Here is a 19,054-nt window from a genome sequence, read left to right on the forward strand (position 1 = left end):
CGTTGCTGTTTTCAATTTCACCATAGCGGTGCTATGCTAAAATCTCCAAACAGCCTGATTTTCTTGCGATTGCAACACTTCCCGTAAACACGGGACAGGCTTCACCCCTGACTATTGTCAGGACGGAGAAATTCTATTACAGGTCGGGTTAAATCACACGTCCACCTGTTTGCCAAAGATCAGCATTAGTGCCTAATTTTTCTTTTAAAGGCAATGTTATCTCATTCAAATGGTTTATCATATCTGTGGTAAGCTGAACGTCCATTGTTTTAAGGTTTTTTCTAACTTGCTCTGCATTTCTACCTCCTACAATTGGTGCAGCAACCCCTTTTTGAGCTAGAAGCCAGGCTAGACTAAGGTTTCCCATAGACACATTGGATTCATCAGCAAACTTTTTAATTTCTTTAATAGTTTGAAAGGTTAAATCCTCACACCCTTCGTCCTGATGTCTCGCTTGAGATCTATCTTTTGAAAAGTGTCTTGTTCTTGCTCTATCATCAGGAACTTGTTCAGCAGAATCAAATTTCCCGGTTAATAAGCCTTGCATTATGGGAGAATAACATAAAATTGGCACATTATCAGATATACACTGAGGAAGAATATTGTATTCTATCGCTCTAAAAATCAAATTATAGGCCATTTGATTGCTACTGACGGTAAAACCTGATTCTTTGCAAGTATCTAAGCTTTGATTCCCAAAATTAGAAACGCCATATGCCCTAATTTTCCCATCATCTTTCAATTTCTGGAGTGCTCCTAAGGTATCTACCAAAGGAATGTCGGGGTTTGGCCAGTGAAGCTGATAAAGATCTATATAATCCGTCTTAAGGTTTTTCAAACCTTTTTCACATGCTTTGATTACATTTTCGGGCAGAAAATCCTGAGGACCTACTTTAGAAGCAATAATCATCTCTTTTCTTTTATCTCCCAATGCCTCTGCCAATAAATTCTCAGAAGCACCATTGCCATAGGCCTCAGCTGTATCAAAGGTTGTTATCCCATTGTCAAACGCTTCGCGCATGGCCTCCAATGAATCCTTTTTATCCTGATGCCCCCAATTAAAACCTCCTACAACGGCCCAACAACCAAAAATCAATCTTGAAATTTCAAAATCGGTGTGGGGCAATTTATAATTTTCCATAATAACTAATATTAATTTATTGTTGAGATAATTTTTCTATTTAGTTCACTCAGTAACTATAAAAATATTGGCATTTTATTATTTAAATACACATTTTATGAATACAAAGTGGTTGTCATGGGTTTATGTTTCTTCTCACAAAACTAGCGAAATATGCTATTTTGAGTGTTAATCTTAATTAAACCCGAAATATGCAATAGACAATCTATTACATAATCCGCGTTAAAATATATGCTGCAATAAGCATCCAAATTTTAATCTATTTACAAATTGATTTTGAAGAATCAGCTAAATGCCATTAATTCTTAAAAGCCAAACCTTGTAGGAAACCACTAATAAAAGCAGCTTGCTTAGCCCTGGTATCTTCACCAAAATGCACATGATCAGTAAAGAGCCCTTCTCCTAAGTTTAAGGTGAACTGATGTAGATCTATTATGGGGACACTTCGGGCTCCGAATACTTTGTCTGCAACCTCGTTATAATTGGCTACGTCTGCAGCATATCTATGAAAGGATTGCTGTTTCGAATTGTGCTGTTCATCGTCCACAGGAGTAGTTCTTACCCAAATCATTGGAATACCTTTATTGGCCAGTAAGGCATGAATTTGTTCCAAATTTTCTTTATAGCTTGCTAAGGCTACCTGCTTTTTTCCAGATTCCACATTGGTTTTGATATCATGTAAACCACAATTGATTAATACTATATCCGGCTGAAAATCCGGAGTTTTTAGCTTTGCCTTCAAATAGGCCAAAACCATACCAGAATCTCCTCCATTGGCACCCTTGGGAACATCCAAATTACTAGAATCAGCCCCTTCATCTCTTTTTCTATCGTACTCATATATGCCTTCAAGGTATTTCTCCAGATAAGGGCCATATTGGATAGAAATACTGTCCCCAATTACAAATAGTTTTGGTTGAGGGTTCAAATGCAAGTTAAACAAGAGAAAACCGATTACAAAAATGGACCAGATTTTAGCCAAAAACATCATATTTATAACAGTTTATTTTTCTTGTCCTACTTCTATGCACTTACAAACGGGGTTTTGCTCTCTTGCAAAATTCATCCCTTGACGCCACCACTTTTTCATTTGATAAGGGTCAAAAATAAGCGAATTTTCAGTGAGCACTGCCGGAGGGTAGTAAAAATTTAATTTTACTTGTCGCTTATTACTAAGCAACTCTCCTATTTTGATATCATCACTACTGATCTGATCCAGCATAAAATCAAAAGCCCTTGTTGTCAATTCCAATGCATTACGTACAGGTCTCTTCAACGCTCTACCTGCTCTGGCTTTTAATACAATTACATCAACCTCAGTGGCTCCTCGATAGATGGCTTCTGAAATGGGGACCAAGTCAGCAAAACCGCCATCTGCGTACTCACAACCATCTTTCTCCAATAAACTCATAAATGGAACAATATTGGAAGATGCCCAAATCCATTCACAAAAATCCATATAAGTGCAATCCTTTAACCTTTTATACTCTACAGTATTGGTGCTCAAATTAGAAACCGTAATAAATACTTCAGCCTTGTTGTTTTGCATCCTTTCAAAGTCTGCAGGAGTAATGATTTTCTTAATTAACTTAAACAGATTCTTACTTTCTCCAAAAGTCTTTTTACCCCTCAAAAACATTTTGATTGTACTAAAATGGTTAATCCGTGTTTTGAAGACTCCCCCATCTTTATATATAATAAAAGGATTGGTACTAAAGATGGCATCTTGAGTTACTGAAGTATAAATCGCCCTGATTTTTTCAATTTCATTGATCGAAAGCAAGGGTACCAATAAACTACCTGTAGATGTGCCTACAAATATGTCATAATCAAAATTACACTCTCTGATCAGGTATTCAGCAATTCCGCCTCCAAATGCGCCTTTGCTCCCTCCTCCTGAAATAACCAATGCTCTTTTATTTTGCATTCTTTAATTACTTGAAATAAATCACTTTAAAACTTGAACTTCGATATTCTCCAAAATAATTTCTGACAAGAGCTCTAAGTCACCATTTTTGAATAACAGAGATAATTCTTCCACGGAGATCGACTCATCTTCTGGCTTATAATTTTCATAATCCTGTAATACCAGGCCTGAAACCTCATGCTTTTTTATGGCCTTCCTAAACCTTAAACCTCCACCATCGGTGTGATAAGAATAGGCAAGATAATCTACATGGTGGGTTTCCTGATTAATCCAATACAAAAATTCGTCTTGAAAATCCTCTCCTCCTCCATTTTTTTTAAAAGTCACTTTTACCAAATGGTAATTATTGCCTTCAATTTCCTCTAAGCCCAAATACGCTTTAATAACCGCCTCATCATTTAGTCCATAAGGCAAAAATGTAAAATAGGCTACTGAATTAACAGAATTGGAATATGCCAATCTCTTTTCATCAGAAAGGCTAACTTCCTCATCGTCTATAGTGCGAGTAAAGCCATCATCATTAAGGACATCTTTTACTCTTTTAGCCTCTTCAGTGAAAGAACGGGTATACCTAAACGAATTTGGAGATTTGAATATCTCATATTGCCTATCTCTGAAAGTGAAACTTATCTGGGCAGATTTAAACAAATCTCCTCCATGGGCTTCAATCGATTCATTGATTATTTTTTCTGATTTATCTGGCCTACTACAACCAACTATTAATAAGAGCAAAAAGAGATAACAATAATTATTGTACATGAAGGCATTTTTCAATTTATCACTATCCGAAATTAATATTAATATTAAACTTTTACTGCCAATTTTCATAATTTATCCAAAACAGTTCGTGTTTCGCTACCATCTTCTAGTGTTGCTGATTGTCGATAACGAATTAACAATACAGCCATTGTAAATAACAAGGTATACTCGGTAAAAACCACCCATATATGCTCATTATAATCTTGTCCCATGTAGGCATGATACGACAAGAAAACCAAGCCACTCCAAGCAATAAATAGCTTATTGGCTGTGAAAATGCTAAGCCCTAAGGCAGGAATCAAGTACCAAGGGTGAACAGTGGTCTGAAGCAATAAAAAGACCAGATACATCCAAACCATTTTGGAGGCTAAATCGGTAGTATTCATGCTCTTTCTCATTATCCCTATCCCTAATAGCAATGCTGCAGCTATAAAATTAAGTGAAGGACCAAGTGTTCCTATGGGATTATAATCTATAAAAAGCCCTGAAATCCACCTTAACAGATAATAAATGGAAGCATTAAATTCAAAGCTACTTTGATACAGACGGAAACTGGTATAGAAATTAGTCAATTGCCCTCCAAAAATAAGTGGGGCAAATAGAATGAGTAGGGAAATACTTGAAATGAAAACAAATTTGAAAAAACTGGTTTTATTCCAGGCACTTAACCAAACAGGAGCGATTAGCATGGGGCTTAATTTAAGTCCAACTGCCAAGCTCCATCCCAAAGCTGTGAGTTTTTCATGATTTTGACTATAATAATATAGCGCAATGAGCAGTCCCGTCAATACCATCCCTTCAAAATGAAGGTTACCAGTCACTTCCATTATAACCAAAGGATTAAAGGCATACCAAGCCAAGCGGTAACCCGGAAGTTTTAAATTGCTCAATATGTTTTTAATCAACCACAGATTCACCAATTCAAAAAGAAAAACAATACTTCTTAAAGAAAGGATATTGAGATAAATATCCTCCCCTACCCAGGTTGAAATCCAAAAAACCAACTGGTGTAAGGGTGGGTAAACGGAAAAATAACTGGGAGAATTCATTTTAGTCACTAAGGTTTCCCAATAATCATTTGCTGGGATTGCACCCGATTCTAACAATCCACTGGGCAAGTAGGCATAAGGATTAATACCATACCCAATTAATTGTCCATCAAAAAAATACCTGTAGAAGTCATCCGAAAGTACTGGCCAGGCACCTATTAACAAGAACCTTAATACTGAAGCGCTTATGAGAATAAAAACAAAGGAATAATTACGTTCTTTTGAAGCCTGTACCAGAAATAGATAAGCACAAAAACCTAACGAAAACAAAGACAACTGAGGTATAAATGCTTCACGAGGCAAGAAATACCCCATACCCACAATGGACAGGGAATACAATAAAAGAGCGAAATAGGTTTTCAAAAGTCTATACTTATTTATTAAGTTTCAACTCATCACGAAGAAATTCATCTTCCAATGCTTTTCTATTCCAGTAATCGATCACTTTAGTCCCTTTTCGCTCGGCTTTGGTAAGCTCTTTTTGTCCATTTTTGTTCGTTTGTTCTTCTTCCCATCCTAGTATTTCGTAAGGGAACTCTTTTTCATAATTTATACGCAAAACCCGATTACCCGAGCTATAAGTTACTTCAAGTTGACTTCTATTTTCACTTACATCTGTAGTTCGTATAAAGACTTCTTCTGAAATAAATTCTCTATGGGTTAATCGCTGATGAATTAGTGATGGCCACATATTAACAGACCCAATGGGAACTTGATTGGGATTTATCCGAATTAAATTCCATAAATCATCTTCAGCTATACCGTTTAAAGAGAATGAATAAGAACCCTCCTCCTCAAAGTAGGAAAACAACTCTCCATCATAGCTGTCGCCACTATTGAGATTAAGCTGGGTGAATGACTGCCCACACCACTCTTGAGAGGAAGCGGTAAACTTTAGTCCTTGTGAGGCCTCCTTGGTAGGAGTAAATGCAGAAAGCATCATATGGTAAGGGTATATACCTGTAATAAACTCCCTTGTATGATTCATTTTAAGGACTGAAATCTTATCCCTACCAGCTTGAGAAGGGTCGTCCAACTTTACTTGCTTTTTCCTAGAAAAATCTTCCGCAACAAAAATCAATACCGCTTCGCCTTCTCTAGCTTCACCATAGCGGTATTGGGTTAGGCTGTAACTATTAATCTCAGCTTTGCCTTGAAACCAATATTCTCCCCATTCATTGAAATCTACATTTTCTCTTTGAGGTCTATTACAAGCAAACGCCAAGAATAAAATAAACAAACCGATTAAACTTCTCATAGCCTTTAATTTTACGTATAATTTAAAAAAAATAATCGGATTTGTTGCCGGTATATAGCGGATAGTATTTCAGTACTTACCTGTACTTCCATATGGTGTAAAGAATTTTATACCCAGCTCCAAAAACTCCTTTCACTGTTCCACTGACTTTAGATACCCCGATTCTTTTTCTATAATTCACTGGTACTTCCGTATATTTAAGCCCATTTTTAACTGCCTTTATTTGCATTTCTATGGTCCAACCGTAATTTTCATCCTCCATAGCTAAGGCTTTCAATTTATCCCAGCGAATGGCTCGAAATGGCCCCAAATCGGAAAATTCAGCCTTAAACAATTGACACATTAACTTTGTAGCCAACCAATTGCCGAAAATTTGTGGTACCGTCATTGAACCATTTTCTCTACTTCCTTTGGCTCTAGAACCAATGACCATATCCATTTTTTTCTGAAGGATCGGTTCGAGAATTATTTCCATTTCTTCAGGATAGTCACTATAATCCGCATCCAAAAAAACAACTATATCCGGAGGGAAATCCATATTGTCTAAATAAGACAAGCCCTTAAGGCAGGCTTTCCCATAGCCTTTTTGCGGTTCATCCAGAACGATGGCTCCTGCTGCCTGGCTCACCTGCCGGGTATCATCTTTGGAATTGTTATTTACCACTATTATATTTCTAACAAAATCAGGAATATCTGCGATCACTTTCCCAATAGCACTGGCCTCATTGAAAGCTGGAATAATTACATCTATTAACATAAATTGGATCTAAAAATCTATTATAGATTTTTTTAACATATTGTTTTCTAAACTATCAAAGCTCTTAGGCTTTGATCAAATAACTTTTGAATGAGGTTATACTTACCAAGGTAAATCCAACAGCCAGCATACCGTGAAATGCTATCATTTCATAGGTTCCTGTAATAAGTGAAAAAACAACCATGGCATTAAATACCAATGCTAAGATAGCTTCTAGGTAGGCTGTGGGCGGTATTTTCAGTTGATTATAGGTATTACTTATCCAATTCTGTTCTTTATCTGTCAAATTGTATTTCGGTGTGCGAACAAATGGAGACCTCTTACCCGTCAAACCTTCCCAAACGGCTTGTGCATTGTGCACAGAGAGCCCCATAGAGACGGCTAAAAAAACAGGGAGTTCCCATAAAAACCTAAAGAAGCTCTTAATCGTGAAATTCTTAAGATTAAGATTGGCGAAAAAATAAACCGCTGCTATAATTACAAAACCAAAGAGGAAAAAGGCGGCAAATTTAAAATATTCAAGTGGAATAAGCCCTTGATAAAATCCCCACCAAACAGGAATGCTTGACAAGCTAACCAAAAGTATGGCTATAAAAATTGTTGAATTCAATAAATGAGCGACTGCATGTATTTTCACTTTCATCGGGAATTTCCCTGTCAATACATGGCCCAAATGCTTCATAGCACATTCAGCTCCACCTTTTGTCCATCGAAATTGCTGGGATTTAATCGCTGACATCACCGGAGGTAACTCAGCAGGAGAAACCACATCTGGTCGGTATACAAACTCCCAACCTTTTTGCTGGGCCGTGTAACTTAAGTCAAGGTCTTCAGTGAGGGTGTCTGCCTGCCAATTGCCTGCATCAAGTATGCAGCTTTTACGCCAGATTCCTCCGGTTCCATTGAAATTGATAAAAGCTTTTTGAGAATTTCTGCCCATTTGCTCCACCATAAAATGGGCATCCAAAGCAAAAGCCTGAAGTCGCGTAAAAAGAGAATAATCCTCATTTAAATGTCCCCACCTGGATTGAACCATCCCTACATTTTCTTCCGTAAAGTGACCGACCGTCTTTAATAAAAAGTCAGGATCGGGAATAAAGTCAGCATCAAAAATGGCTATAAGCTCTCCTTTCGCCTTCTCCAGCCCTTCTTTCAATGCCCCTGCTTTAAAGCCCACTCTATTTTCCCTATTTATGTATTTAAAATCTACTTCAGGATAAGCCTTCAAGCATTCTTTAATAAGATTCGCAGTTTCATCTGTACTATCATCTAGTAACTGAATTTCGAGCTTTTCCGCGGGATATTGCATTTGTGCAATGGCATGAATAAGTCTTTTCACTACGTACTTTTCATTAAACACAGGTAACTGAATGGTAACAAAAGGAAGCCCTTTGTCAGCCATTGAAGCCAAGGGTATTTTATTGTCTTTAAATTTAAAAAAGTGCCATAATAAATTGGCTTGTGCAAAACTGTAAAATAAAATAAAACACATGGCTAAGCCATATATCCCCAAAAACAAATTAATCAACATTTCTAAATTTTTGCTTTAACTGAATCATTGCCTATAATAATCGGCATGTCATTGATTCTCCCCTCTTCTTTACCATTTTCCAACTTCAATACTCCACGAGGGCAAACTGCTGAACAAACCCCACAACCTACACAGGAAGATCGGACAATGTTTTGGCCTCTTTGCGCATACCATCTAACATCAATGCCCATTTCGCAATAGGTAGAGCAATTGCCACAAGATATACACTGGCCACCATTGGTAGTAATCCTAAACCTCGATTTAAACCTTTGCACCAATCCTAAGTAAGCTGCCAAAGGACAACCAAATCTACACCACACCCGGTTCCCCATAAAAGGATAAAATCCAGTTCCAACCACACCTGCAAATAGAGAACCTATTGCAAACCCATAAATGGAATGCAATTGATCTGTTGCCTGCCCCAATAGCTCAAAACTCATGAAATAATTTGTAATGGTCAGTCCTGTCATCACCACAGCGAAAACGAGTACAGAATGAATTAGGTACCGCTCTATTTTCCAAGATTTTACAGATTTATCAGACAATTGACGATAAGGGTCACCCAAAGTTTCTGCCAGGCCACCACATCCACACACCCAGCTACAATACCACCTCTTGCCATATAAATAGGTAAATAATGGAACACCTACAACTATTAAAAGTATGCCGAGAATAAGCATAAACATACCCAAAGCACCTGAGTTTATCATTCCATCCAAACGGTATTCATAGAAAAAAGAATAATCCAATGGCCAAATATTTTTAAAATCATGCCAAGGTTTATTGAATAATACCAATATTTCCGGTAGAATAAAGGCAAATGACAACTGGAAAAACATAACTGAGGTAGTTCGAATCAGTTGGTAATTATTCCCTTTGTATTTTCTGAACATTCTAAGACCCATCACCAAAATAGCAAATGAATAGATAAAGCCATATAAAAACCATTGGCTAGCAGGCCCTCCGGATAAAAAATGACTTATAGGATCCACCATTAAAACCAAATTTGTAATGTATTCTGGAAACCAATATAGAACAATATAAAAAAGAATCAGGTAAGTACCCGTAATCATTCCTAACCATCCTCTGGCCATCATGGAGGAGAAAAATATCCCATCATTCTTGATACCGGCAGGCTCATCTCTGTATAAAGGCAATATATACAAAAGACCTCCTAGAATCGTTAACCCAATAGATAATGATAGATACAATAAAGGGTTATCTACTACAGGCCCTATTGAAGCTGCTTTGGTGATTGGAAAGGCATAATTATCCCAAATTACTTTATCCCACTCCTGATGGTCTTTCAAAGCCTCATTGTAGGTATTAAAATATTTCTTGAATGAGGAAATAAAGGAAGTGTTGGAAGAATATACTTTACCAAACATAGGGCTAAGTATTTCTACCATTGCTTCAGAATGAATATCTTTTGTTACTGCTATAGTAGTTACTTTATCCAACCGATAATTTCCTATAAAAGGAAGTACGGTAAAAATTACCAATCCAATTATAGTAAGCACTACTCCAATTTTTTGAAGACTTTTCATGAGTTGAAACCAAATAATTTTTGAAACATAGACTTTTTAGACAACTGCACATTTCGTCCCTTTTCTTGGTTGTATTTATGAACCACTTCGATATGGTGATTGGTGAAAAATTCTGGGTTAAAGCTTGCTTCAGCTAAAAGTTTTATCACCTTGTCAGAGTCCCATCCTTCTTTGATTGCCTTATCGAAAAAGGCATGCCTCATTCTCCAACCAAACACATTGGTAGCCAATAGTCGATCCTGAGCATCAAACAGCAAACGAATGGCTATTTTTCTCATTTCGTCTTCCCAGTAGAAAGACCATTTATCCTTACCCCATGAAGTAGGTAAAAACCCATAGGTTTGGTATTCTATGTCAAAAAATTTGGCAGAGTTAAACCAAATGCCGGGTTTGTATTCGACAGGGCTTTCATGTGTTAAATTAAAGGCCAATGTCTCACCGTGCATCCTTCCTGTATACCAAACTTGTTCTATGTTTTTCCTATCCGGACCGGGAGCTTCCATAAACTCAACACAATCGCCAATGGCATACACTTCGGGAATATTGGTTTGAAACTTTTTATTAACGACTATTCCCCTATTGGTTTTTAAATCGGTATTCTTCAAAAAATCAATATTTGGACTTACTCCAGCAGTTAGGCCAACAAATTCACAAGGAATGATTTCTCCTGTAGAGGTTTTGACTGCTTTTACAGCTCCATTTCCATCATCTATTATTTCTAAGAGTTCGGTATCCAATCTCAAATCTATATGATGATCCATTATGTGATTGGCCACCAACTCCGCCTCATCTGTAGGCAGAACATTGTCCCAAAAACTTTTGCCTCTTACTAAGAAAGTGACAGGGATCTTTCTGGAGGCGAACATTTCAGCCATTTCAACTCCTATCAAACCCCCACCAACGATCACTGCTCGTGAGATTACATTTGTACGTTTCTCCATGCTTTCCAAATCCTGAAAGCTGTACAAACCTTGAACTCCAAGCAAATCCTGACCGGGCCAACCAAACTTATTGGGTTTAGAACCGGTAGCTAAAATCAATTTTTCAAATGAAAGTTTTTCTCCATTCTCAAAAAATAAAAAGCGTTGGCTAAAATCTACATTTTTCACCCAACCAAACTTTAGGTCTATTCTATTTTTACTCCAAAAATCATCTGCATAGGGTTTCGTGTGTTCATATTTCATATGCCCCATGTAAATGTACATCAAGGCGGTACGAGAGAAAAAATGTTCTGTCTCTCCAGAAACAAGGATGATTTTTACCTGACTGTCTACTTTTCTGATGTGTCGTGCACAGGTAACTCCTGAAATTCCATTTCCTACAATAACGATTTGATGTGATCCATTCATAAATCAAATGATAATAAAATTTCCCTAGGAGACTAAAACAAGAAATAAACAATTGCATTAATGACTTAAACCATCTTAAAAACCAACCATCACCTACTATTTTCAATTTCAACAAAGCAGAGGCAATGTCAGTTCAATTTTTAAACTATGGTAGAGCCAACAATAGATTATCAAAAGGGCCAGGGTGAAACAATCTAAGCAAAGTGATAAAGAAGTAGTTCTGCAATCAAAAACTCATACAAGTGCTAAGTCAAATTAATTGTTAATTAGTCTTACTATTACTCCTCAAACCAAAGGGTGTGCAAACACGAAAACTGTTCTATCAATGTAGTTAAAAACATCCATCCTTTGCTCTTTTTTAATCCAATAATTACTTTGTGATTGTTGAATTTATAATGAGAGTGCCATTGATATTACGCTTTTGGATTATTTTGGTTAACGGATTTAGCAAAAAAACAAGTAAAAAATTTGGCAGCCTTTCAATAAACAACTTAAAATAAACCTTAACTAATTGGTTTATAGCTGGTTTTTAAACGAAACGATAAACTCAGTACCTTTATTAGGTTTACTATTAACCTCAATATCGCCACCAAGAGCTGTAACATGCTTGTGAACCAAATACAAGCCTATGCCTTGACTTTCTTCATTGTCATGAAACTTTTGATCAAAGCCAAATATTTTTTGTTTCACTTTATTCATATCAAAACCAATACCATTGTCTTTAATAGAAAGTTTGGTAATACCTGCTTTTAAATACGAACGTATTTCAATTACTGGTTCAACATCGGGCGTAGTATATTTGATAGAATTAGAAATCAAATTTAAAAAAATACTCTCTAGGTATGATTTATTAAATTGAATCGTAGGCACCTCGTTAAAGTCTGTAATAATTTTAGCGTTTGAGTTCTTAATTAAGGACTTTATATCATTTGTGGATTGGGTTAAAATATTCTCAAACAAAAGTGGCTCCACTTTGACAACCAATAACTCTTCCTTTTTTAAGGATGTAAGAAAATCATCAAGTCGGGTTTTCAATCCAAGTGTAGATTTCCGAAGTAAATCCACCAACTCCACAGATTCTGTGTCTTTTATCCTTTCATTGTCCAATAGATCAAAACCTGCCAATAAATTATTTACAGGTGATCTCAGATCATGTGATATTGTGATTGTAAGCTGTTTTAGTTTTTCATTTGTATTCGTGAGCTCTTTGATCAACTCATTTCTCTTGGCTTCCATTTCTTTCTTTGGATTAACAAGCCTCGCCAATCCATAAATCAACTTTTTCCCAGGTACTAATTTTGAAGTCCAGGAAAGCCATAAGACCTCACCAGATTTAGACAAATAACGGTTTTCAAAATTATTTAAAGGAGTGCCATTTTTTAAGTTTTCCCTAATCTTGTGGGTAGATTCCCTATCATTCTCATGGATAAAATCGTTGAGTGGTTTCTTTACTAACTCCTCCTCAGTATAGCCAAGAACATTTTGAAATGCTGTATTGACTCTCTTAAAATGTCCATCAAACCCCACGACGCATAGCAATTCCGGGGATAAATTAAAAAACTCTTCAAAATCTAATTCTGTGTCTTGCAATATGTTTTAAATAAATTTCTTCAAGAGCTATTTTCAACACAATTGGTTAGGCTTATTAACCAAATATAACTATTTATAAAAACAAAAAAACAGATTTTTATGTTTTTATATAATTCAAATAATTTATACTTTAAAAATTACGCTTTAAAAATTAAAACTTGTTGTTAAACACAATAAAACAGAACCAAAATACACAATAAAACAGAACCAAAATATAGATAATATAATATATATAAAGTTATACTTTCTTTCTATTCAGATGAAATTATTTCATTAATTGGCAAAATTTGAAAAGTCATATGAGCTTGACTACTTTCGTATAATATCCCAATTTCACCTTCATTTATTTTTGTCATACAACTGTAGCCCCAACCTTTTTGGTCATCTAGCAATACTTGGTACTTCTCAGGCCAGGTTATTCCCTCATCATCACTTGCTTTCACAGTAATATTATACCGACCTTCAGTCGATGCGGGGTTAGAAAATAACAGGTATTCAGAATTGAACCTGATTAAGCTAGCCATGCAAATTGGTTCAATTAAAGCGCCACGGTTAGATGAATGTTCATTCCAGGAATTGCCCATATCCACTGTAGTATAAACCGCCCTAGAACCCCCTCGATCATCTCTCATATTTAGCATTAATTGCCCATCACTTAACTCTACAACCTGGGCTTCAGTAGTTTTTGACCTTGCTCCTGTTCCCACTTGCCATGTCACACCATGGTCTTTACTGTAAATAATGGTACTGTGCGGAATTTGATCATGGTCTTTGTATTGAGCAGCAAAGACCAATGTTCCATCTTTCATGGCAATTCCTTTTCCCGGCCCATTAAAGAACAATTGCCATGAAGCATCCTTCATAGGTTGGGTAATATTGGACGGGGCTGTCCAGGTCTTACCATCGTCCTCAGATTTCACAATCATCAATTGACCCGTTTTATCTGGTGTCAATCCGGGTTCTGAACTTCTCCAAGCTGCCGTTCCGGGCTTACCATGTAGCCAAAGCGCAACCACATAAATGTCTCCATTGACTGGATCTACCAAAATAGAAGGATCTCCAATTCCATTTTGGTCCTCAGGCAAATTTCCCCATTCACCCATATCCATTATAATTTGCATAGGATTCCATGTATTTCCTCCATCTTCACTCCTACTCAAACCCACATCTATATTTCCTTGCAAATCAGAGGAATCATCGTGTCTAACATCATAAACAGCCAGCAAGGTACCTTTTGTACTCGTGGCAAGTCCAGGAATTCGAAAGGCTGCCACTCCATCATCACCTTCGGTACGAAGTGATTTTCCTATTCTGTAGGCTAAATTCTCTTGCTGACCACTAGGCTGTACTTTTTCACCAGAGATTTCTATCATTGGAACTTGTAAACTGAATCTACCTTGTAGATCTGCATTTTCTGCTAGATCAACATTAATATTCATGGCCAATTTTCCAGTAGGCAGGCTTTTTTCCTCCGTCAAGCTCCAAGATTTCTCTTCTTTATTAAATGTTCCTTGAAGCAATTCTATTGTACCATCCTCTAACAGCAAGTTTATTGATAAACTCGTAAAATCAATATCGCCTTGTAACTCTATTTCAAGGCCATTGAGCATTTCTTGCTGTTCTGTTTTAATTTCAAGTTTGGCTATTGTAGTCGTCTTGCCTTGAATTACGGGAACATATACCTGTTGAAAATTAATGTTTTCATTGATTGGAAAATCTTGTTTTCCACCACAGGCATAAAAACTGATTATCAGAGAGATTCCTAATAGAAGGTTTAGGTTAAAAATTTCACTTTTTTTCATAGAGATATTATTACTGAGGTCAGGATTTGAGCTATTATTTTAAGAATAGATATAGATTTAAAGATAAACCAAATTATTTAATTTAATTCTATAAAGTAGCCCTCCATTAAATAAACTATGTTTCCAGCAAAATGGCTATCATTAGAAATAAAAATAATCAGCTTAATTATTATGATTCATATTTGGATCCATCCTCTTTAATCTAGTGTAGCTGATAAGGCTGAGAATAAAACTATATGATGAAAATCTAAAGTAGGTAAGCAAGGTTTAGTGCTAATTGGTGGTTTCCGTAGGCATTTAATTACTTATTCAATTTAATATTGCTATTAATAGGACAACACTTCGGTATTACAAAAAAAATGGCCATTCCCAATAAATAGAAATGGCCCTAAAAAACTTACTATCAATTATTTTTTACAACTCCTTAAGTTCATCCTTCAGCTTCTCGAGGCTTTTTTCCGCTTCTTTCTCTAATCTTCTATATTCAGATTTTATTTGAACTTTCCTGTTATTAGAAGCTTTTTCAAATTCTCTCGCTTTAACCTCAAGGTTTTTTATGCTTTTATCAGCCTTAGCCAGAATTTTGTCAATCGAAGAGTTGGCAGGTTTGATTTGTTCTTCATTTATCTCCTGCTTTAATTTTTTCAGCTCTTCCTTTAACTCATTTTGCTCTTGAACAATCTCGCTTTTAAAGGATTTAAAAGTTTCATTCAATTCTTCTTTGGCCTCAGCACTACTTTCTGCCACCTCATTTTTAGCATTTTTCAATTGATCCTCAGCAGTTTTGTTTTCACTACATGAAGAAAACATTAGCAATAATGCTGCTCCTGTACCGAAATAAATTGCATTAAAATTCATAATTGTTGTTGGTTTAATTTCAATAATTAATTCTCTCTCTGACTATCCTATAATGACAGGTTCAAAGTGGTCAATCACTATAAAATTGTTCAAAAACGATGCCATTACCTTCAAGTCAATCAAAAAGTTATATCTATCTAAATACTTAACAAGTGCCATTTTAAGCATCAGAGGTAGTAACAAGAATTATACAGCTACTATCCCAGTTTTTATCAATTAACTTAAACCTAAAAGGTACTGGTTAGCGTATATAAATGCACGACAGTTGGGGCATTTGGAAGAAAGTAATAATATCCCCAATGAAAGCAGACTTGAATGGTGACCATATCAGCAATGTTACAAGAAAAGTCAATAATACCGCCAAAAGGCTACATTTTACATCTACTATTTCATGGTTTGAGATACGGATTTCGAACCCAGTAAGCGATATTGTATATAAAATTTGAACAATTCTTGCACATTCCCCGTTTTTACATCGGATTAAAACTTATTAATTTATGAATTTTCCATTAAAATCAATTTTAGTAGCATTTGGGCTACTCTTAGTCGCTGTTACTTCCTGTAATGGCTCAGAGAAATCGTCTGAAGATACTGAAACAGTAAATACAGCTTCCTATAAGGGGAACACCGAAAAAGCCACCTTTGCAGGGGGATGTTTTTGGTGTATAGAATCCCCTTTTGAGCATATTGACGGCATTCTTTCGGTAGTTTCCGGTTATGCTGGAGGTAAAGAGAAAAACCCTACTTACAAGCAGGTGTCCTCAGGAAAAACCAGCCATAAAGAAGCAGTGCAGGTAACTTTTGATCCTGATGTAATAAGTTACAGCGAAATTATTGATATTTTCTGGCAACAATATGACCCCACAGATGAGGGAGGGAGTTTTTATGATAGAGGAAGTCAGTATCAATCTGCGATCTTTTATCATGACAATAAACAAAAAAAAGTAGCAGAATCACTTAAAGAACAACTTGACAATTCAGGAGTTTTTGATAAACCTATCATCACTCCAATAGTCAAGTTTACCAACTTCTATCCTGCTGAAGAATACCATCAGGATTATTATAAGAAAGAACCAGGCCCATACAAATCCTATAGGGTAGGATCTGGCAGAGACAGGTTCATAAGTGAGCACTGGGAAGTTCCAAATCCAAGCAAATACCCAAAGCCTTCTAAAAAGGAACTTAAAGAAAACCTAACCACCTTGCAGTACCAAGTAACTATGGAAAATGCAACGGAACGTTCATTTGATAATCTTTACAATGGGAACAAAGAGGAAGGAATATACGTGTGTATTGTTTCTGGAGCTCCTTTATTCAGCTCAAGTGACAAATATGAATCTGGCTCCGGATGGCCAAGTTTTTCTAAACCTATAGACGCAAGATATCTGGAAAAACCTACAGATAGAGGACATGGTATGGTAAGAGTAGAGGTAAGAAGCAAGTTTGGAGATTCCCACCTTGGTCATGTTTTCAACGATGGTCCCGAGCCTACAGGCTTAAGGTATTGTATGAATTCTGCCGCAATGAAATTTATACCGAAAGATGAAATGGAATCTGCTGGTTATGGGCAATTCCTATGGAAAATAAAATAGAAAGCCAAACCATATATTACCATAATTACGGGCTTGTAAATTTTTATTGCTAAAAATTTACAAGCCCGTTTTCAGTTGATCCATTTATTGATGAACTGCAAAAAATTCTCTTTATAGCCTTCACTCACACTTATATTCATAATCCCCATATTCACCGTACTTTTACTAATACTTACAATTTGATCAAGGGAGATGATAAAAGATCTGTGAACCCGCATAAACTGCCCCTCAGGAAGTAATTCCTCCATGTTTTTCAATGTTGTCAGGGAAAGTATTGGCGAATTTTTATCTACCAAATGGACTTTAACATAATCTTTATAGCCCTCTACCAAAACAATGTCTTTCAGCATCACTTTGACTAGTTGGTATTCCACTTTAAGAAAAATATAATCTTCCGCAGTTGAATGGTTGGTAGCGGTTTGTTTTTCAAAGTACTTTAAGGCTTTTTGACTAGCATTTAGGAACTCTTCATACCCAAAAGGCTTTAGCAGATAATCCAATGCATCGACCTTATACCCTTCAATCGCGAATTGGTTGTAGGCAGTAGTGAATATAATTTTGGGCGACTGTTTCCCTTTTCTTCCTTCAAGCACCCTAGCCAATTCCATCCCAGTCAAGTCGGACATTTGAATATCTAAGAACATCAAATCAACTTGATTGGCATTGATATAGGATAAGGCGTCCAAAGCACTGTCAAATTTCTCCTCTAGAATCAAAAAACCTGTTTTTTTCACAAAGTTGCATACCAACTCCAAGGCCAAAGGCTCATCATCTACTACAACACATTTGATTTTCATCCCAAATCTATTTTTAATTGCGTTCGGTATTCATTTTCAGGATTGTCCTCATCAATAATCAACTGACATTTACTCCCATAAATCAAATCCAATCGCCTTTTGGTATTTGTAAGACCTATTCCACTTCCCATATTTTCCTTGCTTTTAGGGTTAGATGGAAACTTTAAATTTACTGTTTTAAGTTCAAGAATTCTCCCTTTTTGGCGTACAAAGATTTCAATTTTACTTTCCAACTTTGCGCTTACCCCATGTTTAAAGCAATTTTCAATAAAAGGTAATAAAAGCATTGGCGCAATAGGTATGTCTTCTGTATTTTCCTGAATGTCTAAATTCAAATTAACCTTGTCGGACAATCTAAGTCGCATTAAATCTACATAATCCCTAATAAAATCAAGCTCTTTACTCAGATACGTTGTGTCTTTATCGGTTTCATAAAGCACATAGCGCATCATCCTTGACAATTTAAGTATTGCTTTTTGTGCCCTTTCAACATCAATATTGGTGAGCGAGTAGATATTGTTTAAAGTGTTAAAAAAGAAATGGGGGTTGATCTGGGCTTTTAAGTAAGACAGTTCGGAGGTGACTTTTTCTTGCTCCATTTGTCTCCTTAGTCCCACATCAATTTGCCATTTCTCCACCACTACAACGCTAGTACTAATTCCTAAACCAAACAACAAAAGGAGAACTGTAAACAAATCGTAGCTAAAGTTTCTTGGTTTGGGCAAATACGGTTTTTCAGGCCTAAAAACATTATGCATCAATTCAGGTAAATTGACAAAGTTCTCAAACTGAATGATAATAAATAAGAACAGTAGGGTGATCAAAAAACCTACTCCCACAAAAGCCCATATTTTACCTTTAAAAAGTAATTTTGGCACCAAAACATACATGTTCAGGTAAAAGCACACCATGAGAAAGAAAAGTGTCAGTCCTTGCTTAAACCAATATTCTATTGGCAAATCCACTTTCCATGAAAGGGGGCTTACTACAAAAATTACAATAGCAATAAATACCCAGACCAAAACGTGGATAAGAAGCGTAATTTTTCTAGGCTTAATTGTATGTGTCATAATGAATAAGTTTGGAGTTTAGCTACT

The 19,054-nt window shown here is 36.1% G+C and carries 16 protein-coding genes; 1 reads left to right on the forward strand and 15 read right to left on the reverse strand.

Annotation, left to right across the window (positions count from 1 at the left end):
* Window positions 1–148: 148 nt before the first annotated feature.
* The 13 genes from AC13EX_RS05990 to AC13EX_RS06050 form a co-directional block, all read right to left on the reverse strand.
* A complete protein-coding gene (locus tag AC13EX_RS05990; protein ID WP_048643204.1) occupies window positions 149–1,141 on the reverse strand; it encodes an aldo/keto reductase in 993 nt (330 codons plus the stop codon).
* Window positions 1,142–1,439: 298 nt separating this feature from the next.
* Window positions 1,440–2,132 carry an SGNH/GDSL hydrolase family protein gene (locus tag AC13EX_RS05995; RefSeq protein ID WP_048643203.1) on the reverse strand — a complete coding sequence of 231 codons (693 nt, stop codon included), beginning with the start codon at window positions 2,130–2,132 and terminating at the stop codon, window positions 1,440–1,442.
* Between the two features lie 12 nt (window positions 2,133–2,144).
* Complete coding sequence (locus AC13EX_RS06000; protein WP_048643202.1) at window positions 2,145–3,068, reverse strand: patatin-like phospholipase family protein; 924 nt, start codon at window positions 3,066–3,068, stop codon at window positions 2,145–2,147.
* Between the two features lie 21 nt (window positions 3,069–3,089).
* Window positions 3,090–3,827 (reverse strand): DUF6503 family protein, encoded by a 738-nt coding sequence (locus tag AC13EX_RS06005; RefSeq protein WP_482891967.1) that lies wholly within the window; start codon window positions 3,825–3,827, stop codon window positions 3,090–3,092.
* Between the two features lie 65 nt (window positions 3,828–3,892).
* Window positions 3,893–5,239 carry an MptA/MptB family glycosyltransferase gene (locus AC13EX_RS06010; protein ID WP_482891968.1) on the reverse strand — a complete coding sequence of 449 codons (1,347 nt, stop codon included), beginning with the start codon at window positions 5,237–5,239 and terminating at the stop codon, window positions 3,893–3,895.
* A 10-nt stretch (window positions 5,240–5,249) separates the two neighbouring features.
* Complete coding sequence (locus tag AC13EX_RS06015) at window positions 5,250–6,134, reverse strand: hypothetical protein (RefSeq protein ID WP_048643200.1); 885 nt, start codon at window positions 6,132–6,134, stop codon at window positions 5,250–5,252.
* A 76-nt stretch (window positions 6,135–6,210) separates the two neighbouring features.
* Entirely contained in the window at window positions 6,211–6,891 is a 681-nt protein-coding gene (locus tag AC13EX_RS06020) for a glycosyltransferase family 2 protein (RefSeq protein WP_482891969.1), read from the reverse strand.
* A gap of 64 nt (window positions 6,892–6,955) precedes the next feature.
* Window positions 6,956–8,422, reverse strand: a complete 1,467-nt coding sequence (locus AC13EX_RS06025; protein WP_482891970.1) for a glycosyltransferase — start codon at window positions 8,420–8,422, stop codon at window positions 6,956–6,958.
* Between the two features lie 2 nt (window positions 8,423–8,424).
* Window positions 8,425–9,969: a 4Fe-4S binding protein gene (locus AC13EX_RS06030; RefSeq protein WP_482891971.1), complete on the reverse strand. Its 1,545-nt coding sequence runs from the start codon at window positions 9,967–9,969 to the stop codon at window positions 8,425–8,427.
* Entirely contained in the window at window positions 9,966–11,318 is a 1,353-nt protein-coding gene (locus tag AC13EX_RS06035; RefSeq protein WP_482891972.1) for an NAD(P)/FAD-dependent oxidoreductase, read from the reverse strand. The genes AC13EX_RS06030 and AC13EX_RS06035 overlap by 4 nt, the downstream gene beginning before the upstream one ends.
* Window positions 11,319–11,834: 516 nt before the next feature.
* Window positions 11,835–12,908, reverse strand: a complete 1,074-nt coding sequence (locus AC13EX_RS06040) for a PAS domain-containing sensor histidine kinase (RefSeq protein WP_482891973.1) — start codon at window positions 12,906–12,908, stop codon at window positions 11,835–11,837.
* A 251-nt stretch (window positions 12,909–13,159) separates the two neighbouring features.
* Window positions 13,160–14,710, reverse strand: coding sequence for a sialidase family protein (locus AC13EX_RS06045; protein WP_482891974.1), 1,551 nt, complete (start codon window positions 14,708–14,710; stop codon window positions 13,160–13,162).
* Window positions 14,711–15,124: 414 nt separating this feature from the next.
* Window positions 15,125–15,568, reverse strand: a complete 444-nt coding sequence (locus tag AC13EX_RS06050) for a hypothetical protein (protein WP_048643193.1) — start codon at window positions 15,566–15,568, stop codon at window positions 15,125–15,127.
* Window positions 15,569–16,065: 497 nt separating this feature from the next.
* On the opposite strand from AC13EX_RS06050, the gene msrA reads away from it, so the two are divergent.
* Window positions 16,066–17,160 carry a peptide-methionine (S)-S-oxide reductase MsrA gene (gene msrA, locus AC13EX_RS06055; RefSeq protein WP_482891975.1) on the forward strand — a complete coding sequence of 365 codons (1,095 nt, stop codon included), beginning with the start codon at window positions 16,066–16,068 and terminating at the stop codon, window positions 17,158–17,160.
* Window positions 17,161–17,231: 71 nt separating this feature from the next.
* Here the strand turns inward: msrA and AC13EX_RS06060 are convergent, their stop codons facing one another.
* Together AC13EX_RS06060 and AC13EX_RS06065 are read right to left on the reverse strand one after the other, a co-directional pair.
* Window positions 17,232–17,957, reverse strand: a complete 726-nt coding sequence (locus tag AC13EX_RS06060; protein WP_048643191.1) for a LytR/AlgR family response regulator transcription factor — start codon at window positions 17,955–17,957, stop codon at window positions 17,232–17,234.
* Complete coding sequence (locus AC13EX_RS06065; protein ID WP_482891976.1) at window positions 17,954–19,027, reverse strand: sensor histidine kinase; 1,074 nt, start codon at window positions 19,025–19,027, stop codon at window positions 17,954–17,956. The genes AC13EX_RS06060 and AC13EX_RS06065 overlap by 4 nt, the downstream gene beginning before the upstream one ends.
* Window positions 19,028–19,054 lie beyond the last annotated feature (27 nt).

It is taken from the genome of Cyclobacterium sp. L-R, assembly GCF_056859355.1.